Source organism: Neobacillus sp. C211 (assembly GCF_051842875.1).
GTDB lineage: Bacteria > Bacillota > Bacilli > Bacillales > Cytobacillaceae > Neobacillus.
The window spans coordinates 236,774-252,588 of the sequence record NZ_CM122574.1; the positions used below are offsets into that span (position 1 = coordinate 236,774).

Annotated in this window: 16 protein-coding genes and 1 other annotated feature; of the genes, 3 read left to right on the top strand and 13 right to left on the bottom strand. The window is 36.8% G+C overall.

From position 1 onward, the window contains the following. The first annotated feature begins 157 nt into the window (after positions 1-157). Positions 158-523: a DUF3899 domain-containing protein gene (locus tag ACSU6B_RS01240; RefSeq protein WP_410882093.1), complete on the top strand. Its 366-nt coding sequence runs from the start codon at positions 158-160 to the stop codon at positions 521-523. A 47-nt stretch (positions 524-570) separates the two neighbouring features. After that, positions 571-812: a binding site (T-box leader), on the top strand. Positions 813-863: 51 nt separating this feature from the next. Then, positions 864-1,856, top strand: a complete 993-nt coding sequence (trpS, locus tag ACSU6B_RS01245; protein ID WP_410882257.1) for a tryptophan--tRNA ligase — start codon at positions 864-866, stop codon at positions 1,854-1,856. Positions 1,857-1,911: 55 nt separating this feature from the next. Here trpS and ACSU6B_RS01250 read toward each other — a convergent pair whose 3' ends face one another. The 13 genes from ACSU6B_RS01250 to ACSU6B_RS01310 all read right to left on the bottom strand — a co-directional run bounded on the left by ACSU6B_RS01250 (position 1,912) and on the right by ACSU6B_RS01310 (position 15,365). Continuing rightward, on the bottom strand, positions 1,912-2,658 hold the full coding sequence (locus ACSU6B_RS01250; RefSeq protein WP_168242495.1) for a YjbA family protein: 747 nt from the start codon (positions 2,656-2,658) through the stop codon (positions 1,912-1,914). A gap of 214 nt (positions 2,659-2,872) precedes the next feature. Beyond that, positions 2,873-3,784, bottom strand: coding sequence for an oligopeptide ABC transporter permease (opp4C, locus tag ACSU6B_RS01255; RefSeq protein ID WP_410882095.1), 912 nt, complete (start codon positions 3,782-3,784; stop codon positions 2,873-2,875). A gap of 11 nt (positions 3,785-3,795) precedes the next feature. Then, on the bottom strand, positions 3,796-4,761 hold the full coding sequence (gene opp4B / locus ACSU6B_RS01260; protein ID WP_410882097.1) for an oligopeptide ABC transporter permease: 966 nt from the start codon (positions 4,759-4,761) through the stop codon (positions 3,796-3,798). A gap of 164 nt (positions 4,762-4,925) precedes the next feature. Then, entirely contained in the window at positions 4,926-6,641 is a 1,716-nt protein-coding gene (gene opp4A / locus ACSU6B_RS01265; RefSeq protein WP_410882099.1) for an oligopeptide ABC transporter substrate-binding protein, read from the bottom strand. A 75-nt stretch (positions 6,642-6,716) separates the two neighbouring features. Then, positions 6,717-7,727, bottom strand: a complete 1,011-nt coding sequence (locus ACSU6B_RS01270; RefSeq protein ID WP_410882101.1) for an ABC transporter ATP-binding protein — start codon at positions 7,725-7,727, stop codon at positions 6,717-6,719. After that, positions 7,724-8,749 carry an ABC transporter ATP-binding protein gene (locus ACSU6B_RS01275; RefSeq protein WP_410882103.1) on the bottom strand — a complete coding sequence of 342 codons (1,026 nt, stop codon included), beginning with the start codon at positions 8,747-8,749 and terminating at the stop codon, positions 7,724-7,726. Before ACSU6B_RS01275 ends, ACSU6B_RS01270 begins: the two co-directional genes overlap by 4 nt. 139 nt (positions 8,750-8,888) lie before the next feature. Further along, positions 8,889-9,515 carry a DUF2268 domain-containing protein gene (locus tag ACSU6B_RS01280; protein WP_410882105.1) on the bottom strand — a complete coding sequence of 209 codons (627 nt, stop codon included), beginning with the start codon at positions 9,513-9,515 and terminating at the stop codon, positions 8,889-8,891. Positions 9,516-9,821: 306 nt separating this feature from the next. After that, positions 9,822-11,060, bottom strand: a complete 1,239-nt coding sequence (gene fabF / locus ACSU6B_RS01285) for a beta-ketoacyl-ACP synthase II (protein WP_214999642.1) — start codon at positions 11,058-11,060, stop codon at positions 9,822-9,824. A gap of 61 nt (positions 11,061-11,121) precedes the next feature. After that, complete coding sequence (locus tag ACSU6B_RS01290) at positions 11,122-12,054, bottom strand: beta-ketoacyl-ACP synthase III (RefSeq protein WP_410882107.1); 933 nt, start codon at positions 12,052-12,054, stop codon at positions 11,122-11,124. A 291-nt stretch (positions 12,055-12,345) separates the two neighbouring features. Next, positions 12,346-12,537, bottom strand: a complete 192-nt coding sequence (locus ACSU6B_RS01295) for a ComZ family protein (RefSeq protein WP_088086062.1) — start codon at positions 12,535-12,537, stop codon at positions 12,346-12,348. An 18-nt stretch (positions 12,538-12,555) separates the two neighbouring features. Next, positions 12,556-13,503, bottom strand: coding sequence for a BMP family ABC transporter substrate-binding protein (locus ACSU6B_RS01300; RefSeq protein WP_410882109.1), 948 nt, complete (start codon positions 13,501-13,503; stop codon positions 12,556-12,558). Between the two features lie 220 nt (positions 13,504-13,723). Continuing rightward, entirely contained in the window at positions 13,724-14,563 is an 840-nt protein-coding gene (locus ACSU6B_RS01305; protein ID WP_410882111.1) for a hypothetical protein, read from the bottom strand. A gap of 79 nt (positions 14,564-14,642) precedes the next feature. Beyond that, a complete protein-coding gene (locus ACSU6B_RS01310; RefSeq protein WP_410882113.1) occupies positions 14,643-15,365 on the bottom strand; it encodes a hydrolase in 723 nt (240 codons plus the stop codon). Between the two features lie 241 nt (positions 15,366-15,606). On the opposite strand from ACSU6B_RS01310, the gene ACSU6B_RS01315 reads away from it, so the two are divergent. Further along, entirely contained in the window at positions 15,607-15,792 is a 186-nt protein-coding gene (locus ACSU6B_RS01315; RefSeq protein WP_168242484.1) for a YjzD family protein, read from the top strand. The last annotated feature ends 23 nt before the right edge of the window (positions 15,793-15,815 follow it).

The following is a 15,815-nucleotide window of genomic DNA, read 5'->3' on the forward strand; positions in this document are numbered from 1 at the left end:
TTAATTGTACATTATTTTTTACAATTTTATTTACAGTATTGAAACATTCGTTACGTATTCGTTACAAATTCCTGTGTTATAATTTACACTTATAATAATTTATTTGTATAATATTAAGTGTCTACCCTTATTAAATCTATGTTTTGGAGGTTATACTGTGAATTACAGATTAAGGAAAAGACTTTTAATATTGGCACTAACACAGTTGATTATACTAATAATTTCTTCATTTTCAAAAAAAGGATTTTCATTATTTAGTTATATCGATATATCGTTTTATGTTTCTTCTCTGCTCCTTCTTACATCCTTACTACTTTATACGATAAATTCTGGCTTTTACGATGCCATTGGTAAATCATTTAATTTGACTTTTTCAAGAGGGCAAAACAATAGAAGGTTGGAAGATATTCCTGCATTATCAGAGCTCATTACATTCAATCCATCACCCCTTCTATTTCATGGATTAGCTAACGGTGTACTGATGTTAATCTCCTGTTGCCTATATTATTTTTTACGGACTTGAAATTAAATATACAGTTCATTTATAATAAGAACAATTGTATAGTTGCTTAACAGGCTATGATAAAGAGTAGTACGTATTTTCCTTCGTTTCAGAGAGTTTGTGGCTGGTGTAAACAAACACGAATAAATACGGAATGGACTTTGGAGCCTCTGTCTGAACATATAAAAGTAGGATTTGACGTTTTCCTTGCGTTAAAAGGACTCCCGATCGTCATTGTGGATGATTGTGGAATTGAGTGACTCTTTATTGAGTAATTTAGGGTGGTACCGCGGAACCATTCGTCCCTATTAGTTTTATGGGGATGAATGGTTTTTTTTTATATATTTTTAGGAGGAAATTAATCATGAAAACGATTTTTTCTGGTATTCAGCCGAGTGGAACAATAACACTTGGTAACTATATCGGGGCATTAAAGCAGTTTGTTGAAATGCAAAACGAATACAATTGTTTCTTTTGTATCGTTGACCAGCATGCCGTTACGGTTCCACAGGATCCAATAACACTTCGCAAAAATATTCGAAGTTTAGCGGCATTGTATCTAGCAGTTGGAATTGATCCAGAAAAAGCTACTTTATTTATCCAATCAGAGGTCCCTGCTCACGCACAGGCAGGATGGATTATGCAATGTGTTGCCTATATTGGTGAACTTGAAAGAATGACACAATTTAAGGATAAATCTACTGGTAAAGAGGCTGTGCAGGCAAGTCTTTTAACCTACCCGCCACTCATGGCTGCAGATATCCTCTTATATAACACGAATCTTGTACCAGTAGGTGAAGATCAAAAGCAACATTTAGAATTAACACGGGATTTAGCTGAAAGATTTAATAAAAAATACAGGGACGTATTAACTATCCCTGAGATTAGTATTCCTAAAATTGGTGCTAGAATTATGTCATTACAAGAACCAACAAAAAAAATGAGCAAATCAGATCCAAATAAAAAGGCAATTATTACACCATTAGATGACCCGAAACAGATTGAGAAGAAAATTAAAAGTGCTGTCACCGATTCAGAAGGAATTGTTAAATTCGATAAATTAAACAAACCTGGTATATCTAACCTATTATCGATTTATTCTATCCTAGGTGGTAAATCAATAACAGAAATTGAAGGAATGTATGAAGGGAAAGGATATGGTGATTTTAAAGGCGATTTAGCAGATGTCGTCGTAAATTTCTTTCAGCCTATCCAAGAAAAATACTATGATTTACTCGAATCATCAGAACTCGACCGGATTCTAGATGAAGGTGCAGAAAAGGCAAATCTAGTGGCAGCTAAAACCCTTAAAAAAATGGAAAATGCAATGGGACTTGGTAGAAAAAAAAGATAACAACAAAAAGCCTGACCCCAAAAGATATGGAATACATATCTTTTGGGTCAGGCTTTTAATTTACTTTCGGACCGTGCTCCATTTCCCAAAGCTTTTCAAAAAACGGCTGTCCTTTTATTAAATTTTCACAAAATGTCTCATGTCGCTTAGACCACCCATACTTTGTTTCTTCAAACAATTGTTCCCATGCAGCTTCAAAATTTAATTCTTGAATGGTTGAATAATGCTCCGGGCACCATTCGGTATACCAATATCTAACTTCTGCTTCATTACTAGATGAGAGCAATTGATCTAAAGCCATAAATAACAGTTGTTTTAATTGACGCTCTTTTCTTGTTAAACCTCTCATTAGTTCTGGTTCAGGTGAGAGAATATGATAGTCCTTCATTTTTTCCTGCTCATAAAAATGATATTTAGTAGCCTCGTGTTGAGCAATCATTTCGTACACCAATTGCTCTTGTCTAGGAATTAACCGACTTTTTCGAATCGGGATATTATAGCCTATGGTATCAATTGCTAAGATCCCAATTCCATCCGTTACCACGAAGCAATAGTCAAGTTGAACTCTTTCATGGTTTTTTCTTAAATAGGCTTTCTGATAAATATCATCTAGAAGTTGTTGAGGTAATTCCGACAAATCGTTTTCAATGTACTTAAACAAAACAGGCTCAACTTTTATCAGTGGTACCTGATCTAACAGTTCCACCCCGTCATCCTTACGCCATTCATGAAAGTGACATACATTATAACCGTTTTCTTCCCCTTCAAACCAATTTACCCATACATCATGAAGATACAACATTTTACAACCCCTCACTTCAAGAAACTGTTTGTAAATCAGTATGGGCAGACCTTAGTTAAATTATTCCTTTATATATATTTTGCTCCAATTTCAATGATTGACCTAATTTTTTAGCACTTGTCCTATTATATTTCTTAATGTATATGGGTATATGATATTGGTTATTCCAGAATGAAGAGAATAACAAAAAAATCTACCACATTAATGGCAGATTTTATCTTTTTGATTTTGGATTGAAAGCATCCTTTAGTCCTTCTCCGATAAAGTTTATCGATAAAATAGTAATCGTTATAATTAATGCCGGCGGTACCCATATCCAAAGCTTAAATTGGAGAACATCCGGCTCGTTTGCCGAATTCAACATATTTCCCCAACTTGGAATTTCCTGAGGGACACCAAAGCCAAGAAAACTTAATCCTGTTTCAGCGACAATCATTGTCGCAAATGTAATCGTCGCTTGCACGATAATAGTAGATAAAATGTTTGGTAATAGATGTTTCATAATTACTTTGGCTGGTGAACAACCAATTGAAATAGCTGCCGTAATATATTCATTTTCTTTTTCAGCGAGGATTTTACTACGGACAATCCGGGCGATTCCCCCCCAGCTTAACAAGCTAATGGTGCCGATTAATACCCATAACCCATTTACTTTTCCAAAAAGAATGGCATTAAGGACTATTACAAATACTAGAAATGGAAAGTTTAAGATAAAATCAGTAAATCTCATTAATAGACTATCTACTGTTCCACCAAAATAACCTGAAATAGAGCCGATCAATGTTCCAAGTAAAATGACAAATAATGTACAACTCATTCCAACTAATAACGATATGCGGCCCCCATAGAGTAATCTCGTAAAAACATCCCGCCCGGCTTTATCCGTTCCAAGCCAATGATCACCCGATGGTTCTAACGACATTTGGCCAATATTAATTCTCGTAATATCTGCAGTGGTAATAAAAGGAGCTAGTATCGAAACAATAGTAACAATTAATAAAAAGGTAAAGCTGACCATTGCTAATTTATTTTTTACAAATTTCTTTCGAGCAATGGCAAAAGGAGATAAACTTTTTTTCGGGGGTGTTACGATAACATTTTTTTCGTATTGTGTTACGACTTTCATTTTTTCTCCCCCTAATCTAGCCTAATTCTCGGATCTACAACACCATATAATACATCCGCTACTAAATTGCCGATAAGTGTTAAGAAAGAGAAAAACATGGTCAATGTCATTAATACTGGATAATCTCTTGTCCCGACAGACTGCAGGAATAATTGTCCAAGACCTGGATATGTAAAAATCGTCTCGGTGATAATAGCACCACTAATAATGGCAACAATATCAAAGCCTAAAAAGGTTATAAGTGGGATAATTGAGTTTCTTAAAATATGAACATTGTATATCTTACTTTCCGGAGTCCCTTTTGCACGAGCCGTACGAACATAATCTTTACGACTATTTTCAATAATATCGTTACGTAAAAATTGTGTATAACTTGCTGTACTTAATAATCCAAGTACGATAGCTGGTAAAAAAACATGGTGAAAACGGCTTAGCCACCATTCTAAGGTTCCATCTGTAACACCAATGTCTACTGAGCCATTAGATGGAAACCAGCCTAACTTAAATGAAAAGAAAAAGATGGCGAATACCCCTGCAATAAAGGATGGAATTGCCAAGCCTATGTAGTTTAATCCTCCTATTAGGTTATCCATTAAGGTATACGGCTTTCGACCTGCATATGAACCCATAAAAAATGCAAGGACGTATGTTATTAAGATAGCTGAAATGCCTAATAGTATGGTGTTAGGGAGACGTTCTCCAATAACCTCAGATACAGCAATTTTGAATCGTGTTGATTTCCCAAAATCCCCCTCCACGAAACCACTAATCCAACGGAAATACTGCTGAGGCATCGGATCATTATATCCCAATTTCTCACGCATTTCTGCGATGTATTCTGGATTTGTATTTCTTGGATCAATCTCTCCACTAAGAGAATCCCCCGGCATTAATTTTGCCAAGGAAAACACTACTATGGAAGTAAGGAGTAACATTGGAATCATTCCCAATATTCTACGAAATGCATATTTCAACATGTGCATTCTCCTTGTCTATAAGCCTCGGTAACCACAAGCTGTATATCTCGCCTAATTTGTTCAAATAGGAGAAGCAAAGCCTTCTCCCATTTGAAGTTCAAAATTGAGTTGTCAGTATTAGTAAGCCCTTAAAACAAATTGTATTAACTTTTTAGAAAACTGTACTATTGTTTTATCCACCATTCATTTGGACGGTTCATACCAGATACGTCAAATTTAACTTCCTGAACTCGCTTGCTAACAGCCATTGTTTCTTCTAGTTCAGCAATTGGTAATGCGGGAAGATCTTGCATGAATAGTTTTTGCCATTGTACATAAAGATCCTTACGTTTTTCGTTATCTGTTCCAACAACACTGATATCAAGTGCTTGATCCAACAATTTATCACTGTCCGCATTTACCCAGCGTGGATAGTTCCAAAGTGCTTTTGAGCCCCAAAGTGGCGTTGGATCTGGATCTGCACCAGTTGACCAGCCTCCGAAGAATACTTCCATTGATTTGTCCGCTTTTTCAAGCATTTCATAGTAAAGATTTACGTCAGTCATCGTTAATTTAGTTTTCAATCCAACAGCTTCCCAATATTGAGTCATTGCTTTGGCACGAGATTCAAAAGTTGGGTTATCCGTTGCATAGTGGCTGAAGTTTACAACGAATTTCTTACCGTTTGGATCTTCACGGAATCCATCGCCATCAACGTCTTTGTAGCCTGCTTCATCTAATAGTGATTTAGCTTTTTCCGGATCATATTTGTATTGCTCTAAATCTTCATTAGGTGCTGCAATCCAATGGTTTGTCGGGATTGGACGGTTCACAGGTTTACCTACACCAAAGAAGAACGCCTTAACCCATTCCTCACGATTGATTGCATAATACATTGCTTCACGAAGCTTTTTCTCTTGGTATTTTGGTTCGTTCATGACATTTTTCTCGCCATCCCAAGTACCTAATCTGAAACCAACATAGTAATAGCTTACGCCAGGATAAGTTACTGCGTTTACATTATCCAGCGCTTTAACTTGATCAATAATACTAGGATGGAAAGAAGTCATATCAAGCGTTCCGTTTTTAAGTTCTCCTACAGAAAGAGATGGGTCGATCACTTTAACAACGACTTTTTCGATATGCGGTTTGCCTCCGAAGTAATCATCAAAACGCTCCATTTCAACTGATTCACCGGGGATAATTTTAGAAACTTTAAATGGTCCTAAACCAACTGGCTTTGTACGAACCTGTTCAGACCCCATCATATCTTTTACAGCAATTCCTTTAAATGCTGTACGGTTCATAGGGTATGTCCAAAGATTATCCAAGTTGTTTACACGGGCCTTATCGAATGTAATTTGAATGTGGTAATCGTCGACTACTTTAATACCAGCGATTTCCTTTGCTTTACCATCATGATAATCTTGTGCACCCATAATGTTTCTTACGTTATCAAAGCGCGGACCTTCATAATCCTTGTCAGCAACAACTTTCAAAGCGAATTCCCAGTCCTTAACTGATAATTCGTCCCCGTTGTGCCATTTAACACCTTGTTTGATTTCGAAGTCAAACACTTTATTGTCTGCTGTTTTCCATGAGGCGATATGTGGTTGTGCCTTTAGGTTCTCATCATAATCAATTAAGTTTTCATCAAAGAAATCAATTACATATGCATCAGTTTGTGTACCATAAAAAGAGTAGTTGAATTTACCTTCAGGTGCTGAATCCAATGCATAGACTAGTGTGCCGCCATCCTGTGGTTTTCCGGCTGTTTCGCCGCTTTTACCTTCATTTTCATTTTTCTTTGTACCCGCTTTTTCACCGCCGCTGCAAGCTGCTAAAAATGCGGACAGAACCAGCATTAATGCTGCTAACATAAGCATACTTCTCTTCTTCATTTGTTTCCCCCCTAATTGTTTTATATTTATCCTTTTGCAACAGACTAGCTCCAGCCCCTAGGCACTTTCACTTTTCTAGTAAAGGTGGCAAGCTACTCGATGAGAGGGCTTCACCTCCTTTAATACTGGCTTACTTTTAGAACATTCCTCCATTGCCATTGGGCAGCGGGGATGGAATGTGCATCCAGATGGAGGACTGATAGGGCTTGGCACATCACCTTTTAAAATGACCCGCTCCCTTTTTACCCTGGGATCTGGAGTTGGAATAGCTGAAATTAATGCCTGTGTATATGGATGGAGAGGTTTAGCGTATAGGTTGTCCTTATTCGAAACCTCAACCATATTCCCTAGGTACATAACACCTATTCGGTCACTCATGTGTTTAACAACACTTAAGTCATGCGCAATGAAAAGAAAAGTAAGATCAAATTCATCCTGTAAGTCCTTTAACAGGTTTAATACCTGTGATTGGACAGACACGTCTAGTGCTGAAACCGGTTCATCGGCGATAATTAATTTGGGTTTTAATGCTAGAGCTCTTGCTATTCCAATTCTTTGGCGCTGTCCCCCAGAAAATTCGTGGGCATACTTGTAATAGGCATCGGGCGGCAAGCCTACTTTATCTAACAAATCCATGACTTCCCGTTTTAACTCAGCTTTATCTTTTTTTGAAAAATTATAAATGGGTTCTGCAATTATATCTCCAACCATTTGCATTGGATTCAAGGAAGCATAGGGATCCTGAAAGACCATCTGCATATCTTTGCGAATCTCTCGAAGTGATTTACCAGATACTTTGGTAATGTCTTTTCCATTAAAGAGAATTTGTCCTCCCGTTGGTTTAAGTAAACGAAGAATGGTTCTCCCTGCCGTAGATTTGCCACATCCGGATTCACCTACTAGTCCAAGAGTTTCTCCTTTTTTTATCTCAAAAGAGATATTATCTACCGCTTTTACATTTCCAATAGTGCGCTTGAAGAACCCACCTTTGACTGGGTAATAGGTTTTAAGATTTTTAATCTCTAATAGATTTTCAGATTGAGAGGAAGAATAGGCTTCCTTTTTATGTATATAAATGGTACTCATTTTTTCACCCCTTCTCTTGGCTTGCTAGTTTCAAAGAGCAAACAGGCAACCTCATGGCCTTGTTCAACATCTTCAAGCAAAGGGGTAATTTTAGTGCATTCAGGCATGGCGTTTGGACATCGATGGGCAAAACGGCAGCCAGTTTTCGGCATATTTAGAAGCGATGGGACGATACCTTTAATCGAACTTAACCGTTCTTCTTGTCCATCCAATTTCGGGATTGCCCCTAAGAGCAAACTTGTATATGGATGTTTAGGATTATGGAAAAGTGTATCCACATCGGTCCGTTCTACAATCCTTCCAGCATACATCACCATTACTTCGTCACACATTTCAGCAATTACACCCAAATCATGTGTAATCAAAATAACAGACATATCATTTACGGCTTGTATATCTTTTAAAAGTTCGAGAATTTGGGCTTGAACGGTAACATCGAGGGCAGTGGTTGGTTCATCAGCAATTAATAATCTAGGCTGACAAGCAATGGCAATGGCGATCATGACGCGTTGTCTCATTCCGCCTGATAATTGGTGCGGATACTCATCAACGAGTTTTTCTGGCCGGGAGATTCCAACACTTTTCAATAAGGCAATCGATTTTAACCGAGCCTCTTTTTTAGTAATCTTTGTATGGTTAAAAAGGACTTCTTGGAGTTGATATCCAATTGTAAAGACTGGATTTAATGAGGTCATTGGTTCTTGGAAAATCATGGAGACGTCTTTCCCACGGATTTTATTGATTTGTGATTCGGACATTTTCTCAAGATTTAATCCATCAAAAATGACTTCACCTGATTTTATTTTTCCACTTCCTTTCGGGAGTAACTTCATAATTGAAAGGCTCAAAACAGACTTACCACAACCAGATTCTCCAACAATACCGATAATTTCCCCTGGCATTACATTGAACGAAACATTTTCTACTGCATTATAATCAGTTCCGTCAATATCAAAAGCGGTCTGTAAATTTTTCACTTCAAGCAATGGTGCCTCTTTGTGCAGCGATTTTTTTGCGCTCATAGTACACCTTCCAACTTTTTTTAATTATTCAGTTTATTCTATATATTCAATAAAATTCTATTACAGAATTGTTACAATTGCAAGATTTTTTTGCACAATTTCTAATATATGTTATTTCATCATTAAAAAAAGCCTTATTTCACTGGCTTTTTTCTAAGGTTTTATTATAGTATTCTAGATATTTTATTGCAGGATTTATAAAAGATAGTTTTGTAGAATAATTATTGTTTTTGTAAAAATGTTCAATCAAATGATATCCTGCAGCATAACCTAATAGATTTGGCAGTCTTCCTCCCCCATAAAGTAATTCATCGTGTTTCTTTTCATGTTTTTTTGTGTTTAGCTGTTCTTTCAAATATTTCTCCCAAAAATTTAATAACTCCTTTTCTTTATACATACGGCACCATGGAGCTAAATATTCCCGTCCACAATTTTTTAAAACTGCATATTCTGCCAGTCCTTCTATGATAATGGAATCAAGCAAAGTATAGTCTTCCAGCCTTTTATCTAACAACCTAAGCCGGCAGACGTGGTGGTATTCATGAATCAAAAGTGCCTCTACTTCTTTTGGGTCATCATAAGTAGAGAGAAAAAGAAACATTTTATCAGGGAACGAAACACCAGCCTTGCTTTTAACTTCTCTGATAAAAAAACCTCCTGACTGTGCTACTGGAAAGAGAAAAATTGGTATGTCAGGGCCATTCCATTTATGTTTATATTTATTAAATAGAAGCTCTACTTTATCCCATGCTTTTTGTTCCTTCATCTGAACAAGATTGTTCCTTGCGGCCCTAGACGGCTGATACATCCCAAAACCCATCAATTGATTATAAATTTCCTTTGCGGTTTGTTTTTTAAAATATGGCTCTAATCTTTTACAAATCTTAACGGGTCTGTCAATCTCCTCCTCTAACCATTGCTCTGTTCGAATGATTCCCATTACTTCACCCCATTTAACTTCACTCACTCTCTGATCAGTTTATTAAATGTAACAAAAGTGGTTCATGTATTTCTAAGGTATTATTTCTCAAAAAAAATTCGCCCAGAAAATATCTCTGGTCGAATTTTTTACTTATTCATATTTTTTGAAAACAATCGTTGCGTTGTGGCCGCCAAAGCCTAGCGAATTACTCATGGCTGCTTTAATTTCTTTCGAACGTGCTTTATTGACGACATAATCTAAGTCACATTCAGGGTCAGGTGTTTCATAATTCATTGTTGGAGGAAGGATGCTGTCTCTTATTGCTAAAACAGTGAAAATCGCTTCGACACCACCTGCTGCACCTAGAAGGTGTCCTGTCATAGATTTAGTTGAGCTGATTGCTAATTTATATGCATGTTCGCCAAATACTTCCTTAACCGCAAGGGTTTCAAACTTGTCATTATATTCAGTACTAGTCCCGTGCGCATTCACATAATCAATTTCCTCAGGTTTTAATCCGCCATCATTAATAGCCATTTTCATTGCACGGGCACCACCTTCACCACCAGGTGCTGGTGCAGTTATATGATAGGCATCACCAGTTGCCCCATAACCAATAATTTCGGCATAGATTTTAGCACCACGTGCTAAGGCATGATCAAGTTCCTCCAGAACAATGATCCCGGCACCTTCACCAATAACAAAGCCATCGCGGTTTTTATCGAATGGTCTACTAGCTGTCTTCGGGTCTGGATTTGTTGAAAGAGCCGTATTCGCGCAGAAGCCTGCGACAGACATTTTTGTAATTGGTGCTTCCGCTCCGCCGGTCACCATTGCATCTGCATCGCCGCGTTGAATTACTTTAAAGGCATCACCTATGGAATTAGTTCCTGTTGCACAGGCAGTTACTGTACAAGAATTGAACCCTCTTGCCCCAAGTATAATTGAAACCTGTCCTGTTGCCATATCAGGAATCAACATTGGTACAAAGAATGGGCTTACACGCTTGTAGCCTCTCTTCTGAAATATTTCGTATTGCTGTTCAAATGTTTCCATTCCGCCGATGCCAGAACCAATCCATACTCCAACACGATGGGAGTTATCTTCATTAATAGTTAAATTAGCATCTTTTACTGCCATTAATGCCGATGCAACTGCAAATTGTGTAAAACGGTCCATTTTGCGTGCATCTTTTCTATCCATAAAGGCTTCTGGGTTAAAATCAGTAGATTCTGCGGCAACTTTTGCAGGATATTCATCTGCATTAACTCTTGTCAATGGCCCAATCCCTGATTTACCTTCTAATATGTGCTTCCATGTTGTTTCAGCATCATTTCCAAGTGGGGTTACTGCTCCTACGCCTGTTACAACGACCCTGCGCTTTTCCATATTATCTATCTCCTTCATTTCGTATCTTGTTTCGTATGGTTATTTATCAAAAAAAATCTCTTTATTTTCCCCATCTAATGGCAATTGCTCCCCAAGTTAAGCCTCCGCCGAAGCCAACCATGACAATAAGGTCATCATCTTTAATTCTTCCCTCTTCTAAATCTTCCACAATCGAAATTGGAATCGATGCAGCAGAAGTATTACCATATTTATTAATCGTTTTGGACATTTTTTCGACTGGCAGCTCTAATCTTTGTCTAGATGCTTCCATAATACGAATATTGGCCTGATGAGGAATAAGGAAATCAACATCATCCTTTGTTAAACCTGCTTTTTCGAGAACATTGATACAGCTTTCCCCCATTTGCCTTACAGCAAATTTGAACACTTCTCTACCATTCATAATAATATATTCATCCTGGTAAAGGTGTTTTGATCCAGTCCCATCTGCTCCAAGCTCAAAGGAAAGGATTCCGCGATTTTCTGAAACAGGTCCAATAATGGTGGCACCAGCCCCGTCCCCAAACAATACTGCCGTATTGCGGTCACTCCAGTCAGTAACTTTCGAAAGCTTTTCCACGCCAACGACTAGGACATATTTATAAACTTCGGTTTCAATGAATTGTTTCGCTGTCACAATTCCGTACATGAAGCCAGCACATGCTGCACTGACATCCATCGCTGCCGCCTTTTTTGCCCCCAGCCTTTCTTGAATTCTGCAGGCAACCGATGGAAAAGGTGTATCAGGTGTAACGGTAGCTACCAAAATTAAATCAATCTCTTCCGCGGTAATTCCAGCATCTTGAATGGCCTGTTTTGCTGCTTCAAATGCCATATCTGATGTATTAACATCATCGGCAGCAATTCTTCTTTCTTCGATACCTGTCATCGTACGAATCCATTCATCAGAGGTATCCAATATTTTTTCTAAATCTTTATTGGTGACAATTTTCTCTGGTAAATACCTGCCAATCCCAACAATACCTGCTTTCACAAGTTCCAACTCCTTTTTTTTCGCAAGATTCTCTATATCCTAAAGTTTAATATCAATTATTATGACTTGGTACTAATTTTATCAAATAAAGCCTATTTTAAGCAACTGTTTCTTCTTATTTCTCTCTCCGAATAAGTATATTCCATTAAAAAAAATGGCTAATTAAACTTTGCAGTTGATTTACACTTCAGGGGCTTCTCTCCAATAAAACTTGGCTGTAAAATCAACAAATAATCCTTAACATAGCAAAAAAAATAAATAAGCCCCCTATTACGAGAGCTTACTTCCTTTTTATAGTTCTTTTCGACCTTCAGCTAGACCGAGTTCATATGCTTCTTGCATGACCTTTGTAAAAAGATTCATGAATGGCTCGATTAATTCCATTGATAATTCCACACCAGCCGTGTCCAATTGTTCCTTTGCTTCTGGTAAGTATTTCATCGCGATCTGCATAAATTGAAATGTTTTATCTTGACTGTTCATATGTACTCCTTCAATTTTTCATTTTGGCAAGTTTCCTGTTTTTTTATAATCTTCAATTTGATTGTTTATATCCTGAATGAATTCTTTGTTTACATGGGGACTAAATTTACCAAGTGAAATAACATTGTCTTGAAAATCATAGGAAAGGTTACCTGCTTTTAGTTCCCCTTTATTGTATAGATCTGCAACCTTTTCATATAAAATATCTACCTGCTGTATGGTACTTGTTAATACCGTAGATTCACCTAAATCAGATTGGTCAGAAACGTAACCGATTACATACATGCCGTGTTCCTTTACTGTTTCTATTACTGGCACATTAAACCCGTCGCCAGCAGGATAAATCACATCAATTCCCTTTTCCATCATGTCATTTGCTAATTTAACGGCTTTTATTTCATCATCCCAATTTCCAACATATTCTATACTAACATTCGTGTTTTTATTTTCAACCATAGCCCCTTGATAGAAGCCCTCAATCTCTGGCTGCCATTCATGGGCAGCTATAACACCGACATTTTGTGTTTTTGACATATGTGCAGCAACCATTCCTCCAAAAAAACCCATCGCGTGTGCTTTAAAATTCAGACTAGTTGTGTTTTTGTTTTTAGCATCACCATTAAAACTAATAAAATGGATATCAGGATAATCTTTAGAAAGATTATTAAAGTATTCAGCATATTCAGACCCATGGCCGAATATTAGATTTACCCCTTTTTGGTCAAACTCTTCTACTGCACGTTCGACAACTGCTTCTGAATTCATTCCTTCTTTATAAAACACATCCACATCAAATTTTGACTGTATTTTTAACAAACCTTTAAAGCCCTTCGTCCCCCATACTTGGTCATTGACCGTTTCAGGTACTAACAATCCAACCTTTTTTATTTTACCTGTAGATTCTGTCTTTCCGCAGGCCCCAAGTAAAAAAAGGCATAAAAGTATGATTCCGAAACGGTTTATCATTTCATGCATCTCCTTCGTACTGTTGCCATTTCTATAACACGTTTCCTTTACATTATTAATTTATAGAACAAAGGAAAATAATTCTATGACTGCTTTTTCCAATTTTATTCTAACCTTTCAACAAATAAATGAAAAGACAATTTTAATCCACAACATATCTGGATCTTTATTTTTTATGGTCATATATTTCATGATTCTTTCAAACAGTATGCCAATTGCCTTATAAACGATTTCCATACAATCGCTGCACATGTTCCATTTGTACCAGGATAGAAGCTGAAATTGGGGTTACCTTTCTTACTGTTACTTTTAATACTGGAAGATCACCTTGTATTGATGATAAGTTACTTAACCGAGCCTGATTTTCATCGATTTTTAGGAAAGAAGCACACCTGAACCATTGGTCATCCCTTCCACTTTCAATCAAATAACTCCCAGGTTTTCCTTTCTCTATGATTTCTAAGATTGATTCAATGGCATCATCAACAAATATGACATCGTTTATCCATTCCCGCTCTTCATGAGTTATATCTGTCTTTTTAAATTTGGAAACAATAGCTTGTTGAAACAAAAAAGTTAACGGCTGCCATGGACCATAAATAGCAGGTAAATACAATATCTGTGTATTCTTTACTAATCCGTTTATCTTACTTAGGAATCCCTCGATTTCTTTTCCTCTAAATGTTCTGGTAAGCATTTGAATCGGAAGAATAAAAACGATATTCGCATGTTTTTTATTGTCCTCTATATACTGAATTATCGGCTTTGTTACCTCTTCATTTTGTAAAATTTGTTCCTTTTTAAGCATAAATAAGTCATATATAGAAAATATAAGCCTTGTATTACTCATGTCTTCCCTAGGACTATTCTCCAACTCGAATAACGATTTTTCCAGAAAGTTTGCATTTCGACCGACTTCTAGTCTTTTTTCATCAAGAAAATCTATATTGTCAACCTCATCTATATGAACGCCATTGACCTCTATTCCTTTATTGAGCAGGTTTTTGCCAACGTGAAAACCAACAAAGTCAAACATCCCAAATATAATTGCCTTGTCCATAAAATATTCCTCCCCATACTTACCTTAATGAATCCTATGCGTATCGCTAAGGAATTATTTCTTTTTGGGGAGGACCAGCCTATAGGATCGTTTCATGGTTGTTGAAAAACTTTAACATCATATTGCCAAGCTGTTGTTTTTTTTCAGGTAGAATGAAAGTAGGGTTTATTTCTGGGTCACTGATTATTTGGTGATACACTTTAGATTGGTTATACGATTTCCCCCCTGAAAGGACATGAATTATTTTAACTGGACATCCAAATTGAAGATTTATTTTATCATCCATACTGAAAATATGGTTTTCGAGTACATTTTGGTCCATTTGATGTGCTGCTACTAATTCCCTCATTAACTTTTTATAAAAGAATTTATGTTCCTTTTCTTGTTCAAGATGGTTTTTCAAGGAAATAATGGGGTTGAGCAGAATAATTGACCGTATTCGCCCTTTCATTTTCTCCATTAAACTTATGGCAACCAGCGCCCCCATACCTTCGGCTAAGATATGGATTTTGTTATTTAATATTTCACTTCTTATAACATGCTGGTATAACCTCTCGGCAAGCTCAACTGCATTATTGCTTCCCCAGTTTAGCCCATATAGATTTGAGGAAAAAATGGTGTACCCTTTTTCTTTAAGCTGGTTAACAATAGCTAACCTTCCTTCATTTTGTGTCCAAAAGCATTTACTTTCATCGACAAAATGTCTTTCATCTCCAATTATTAAGATCCCAAATCCGGTAGGCTTTTCAGGGTAGTGAATAATATTCCATTGGGTATCCATCTGAAAATTACGATTCTCCATAGATAAATCTCCTTTTACATATTTCCTCACTGTATTGTATGCCGCCTCATTAAAGATGAAAGGGGGGTTAGCCTATTTTTATTAAGCTAAGCTGGAAAATTAGTAATCACCTCTTAAAAACGGAAAATGCTCGGAATAGCCTGAGTGGTATTACTTACCACTGGCGGAAGTTTCACTTTATCATTTCAGAATCATATGATAATATAAATGAAGATGTAAAATAGGTTAGAGGTGAAAAATAGTGCGATTTTTTTGGACCTTTTTCTGGTCATTTCTTTTAGTGCAAATGCTTACATATGTAGTGAGTTCAATGACTGCAGGTGCTAAATATGAATTTATGCCTGCTGCTATTGCTTCAGTTGGGGTAACGATTTTGATTTACATTGCTGCTGCAATAATTCCTAACGAGCCTGCAACAAAACATTAAGAAAAAGGTCATCCTATCTAATG

Bases quoted from the DNA above. Each gene is read 5' to 3' on its own strand.
- opp4C (WP_410882095.1), bottom strand. From the start codon at position 3,784: ATGAAAGTCGTAACACAATACGAAAAAAATGTTATCGTAACACCCCCG.
- ACSU6B_RS01310 (WP_410882113.1), bottom strand. From the start codon at position 15,365: ATGGAGAATCGTAATTTTCAGATGGATACCCAATGGAATATTATTCAC.
- ACSU6B_RS01250 (WP_168242495.1), bottom strand. From the start codon at position 2,658: ATGTTGTATCTTCATGATGTATGGGTAAATTGGTTTGAAGGGGAAGAA.
- ACSU6B_RS01300 (WP_410882109.1), bottom strand. From the start codon at position 13,503: ATGATAAACCGTTTCGGAATCATACTTTTATGCCTTTTTTTACTTGGG.
- ACSU6B_RS01275 (WP_410882103.1), bottom strand. From the start codon at position 8,749: ATGAGCGCAAAAAAATCGCTGCACAAAGAGGCACCATTGCTTGAAGTG.
- fabF (WP_214999642.1), bottom strand. From the start codon at position 11,060: ATGGAAAAGCGCAGGGTCGTTGTAACAGGCGTAGGAGCAGTAACCCCA.
- ACSU6B_RS01270 (WP_410882101.1), bottom strand. From the start codon at position 7,727: ATGAGTACCATTTATATACATAAAAAGGAAGCCTATTCTTCCTCTCAA.
- ACSU6B_RS01280 (WP_410882105.1), bottom strand. From the start codon at position 9,515: ATGAAGGAACAAAAAGCATGGGATAAAGTAGAGCTTCTATTTAATAAA.
- ACSU6B_RS01295 (WP_088086062.1), bottom strand. From the start codon at position 12,537: ATGAACAGTCAAGATAAAACATTTCAATTTATGCAGATCGCGATGAAA.
- opp4B (WP_410882097.1), bottom strand. From the start codon at position 4,761: ATGTTGAAATATGCATTTCGTAGAATATTGGGAATGATTCCAATGTTA.
- ACSU6B_RS01305 (WP_410882111.1), bottom strand. From the start codon at position 14,563: ATGGACAAGGCAATTATATTTGGGATGTTTGACTTTGTTGGTTTTCAC.
- opp4A (WP_410882099.1), bottom strand. From the start codon at position 6,641: ATGAAGAAGAGAAGTATGCTTATGTTAGCAGCATTAATGCTGGTTCTG.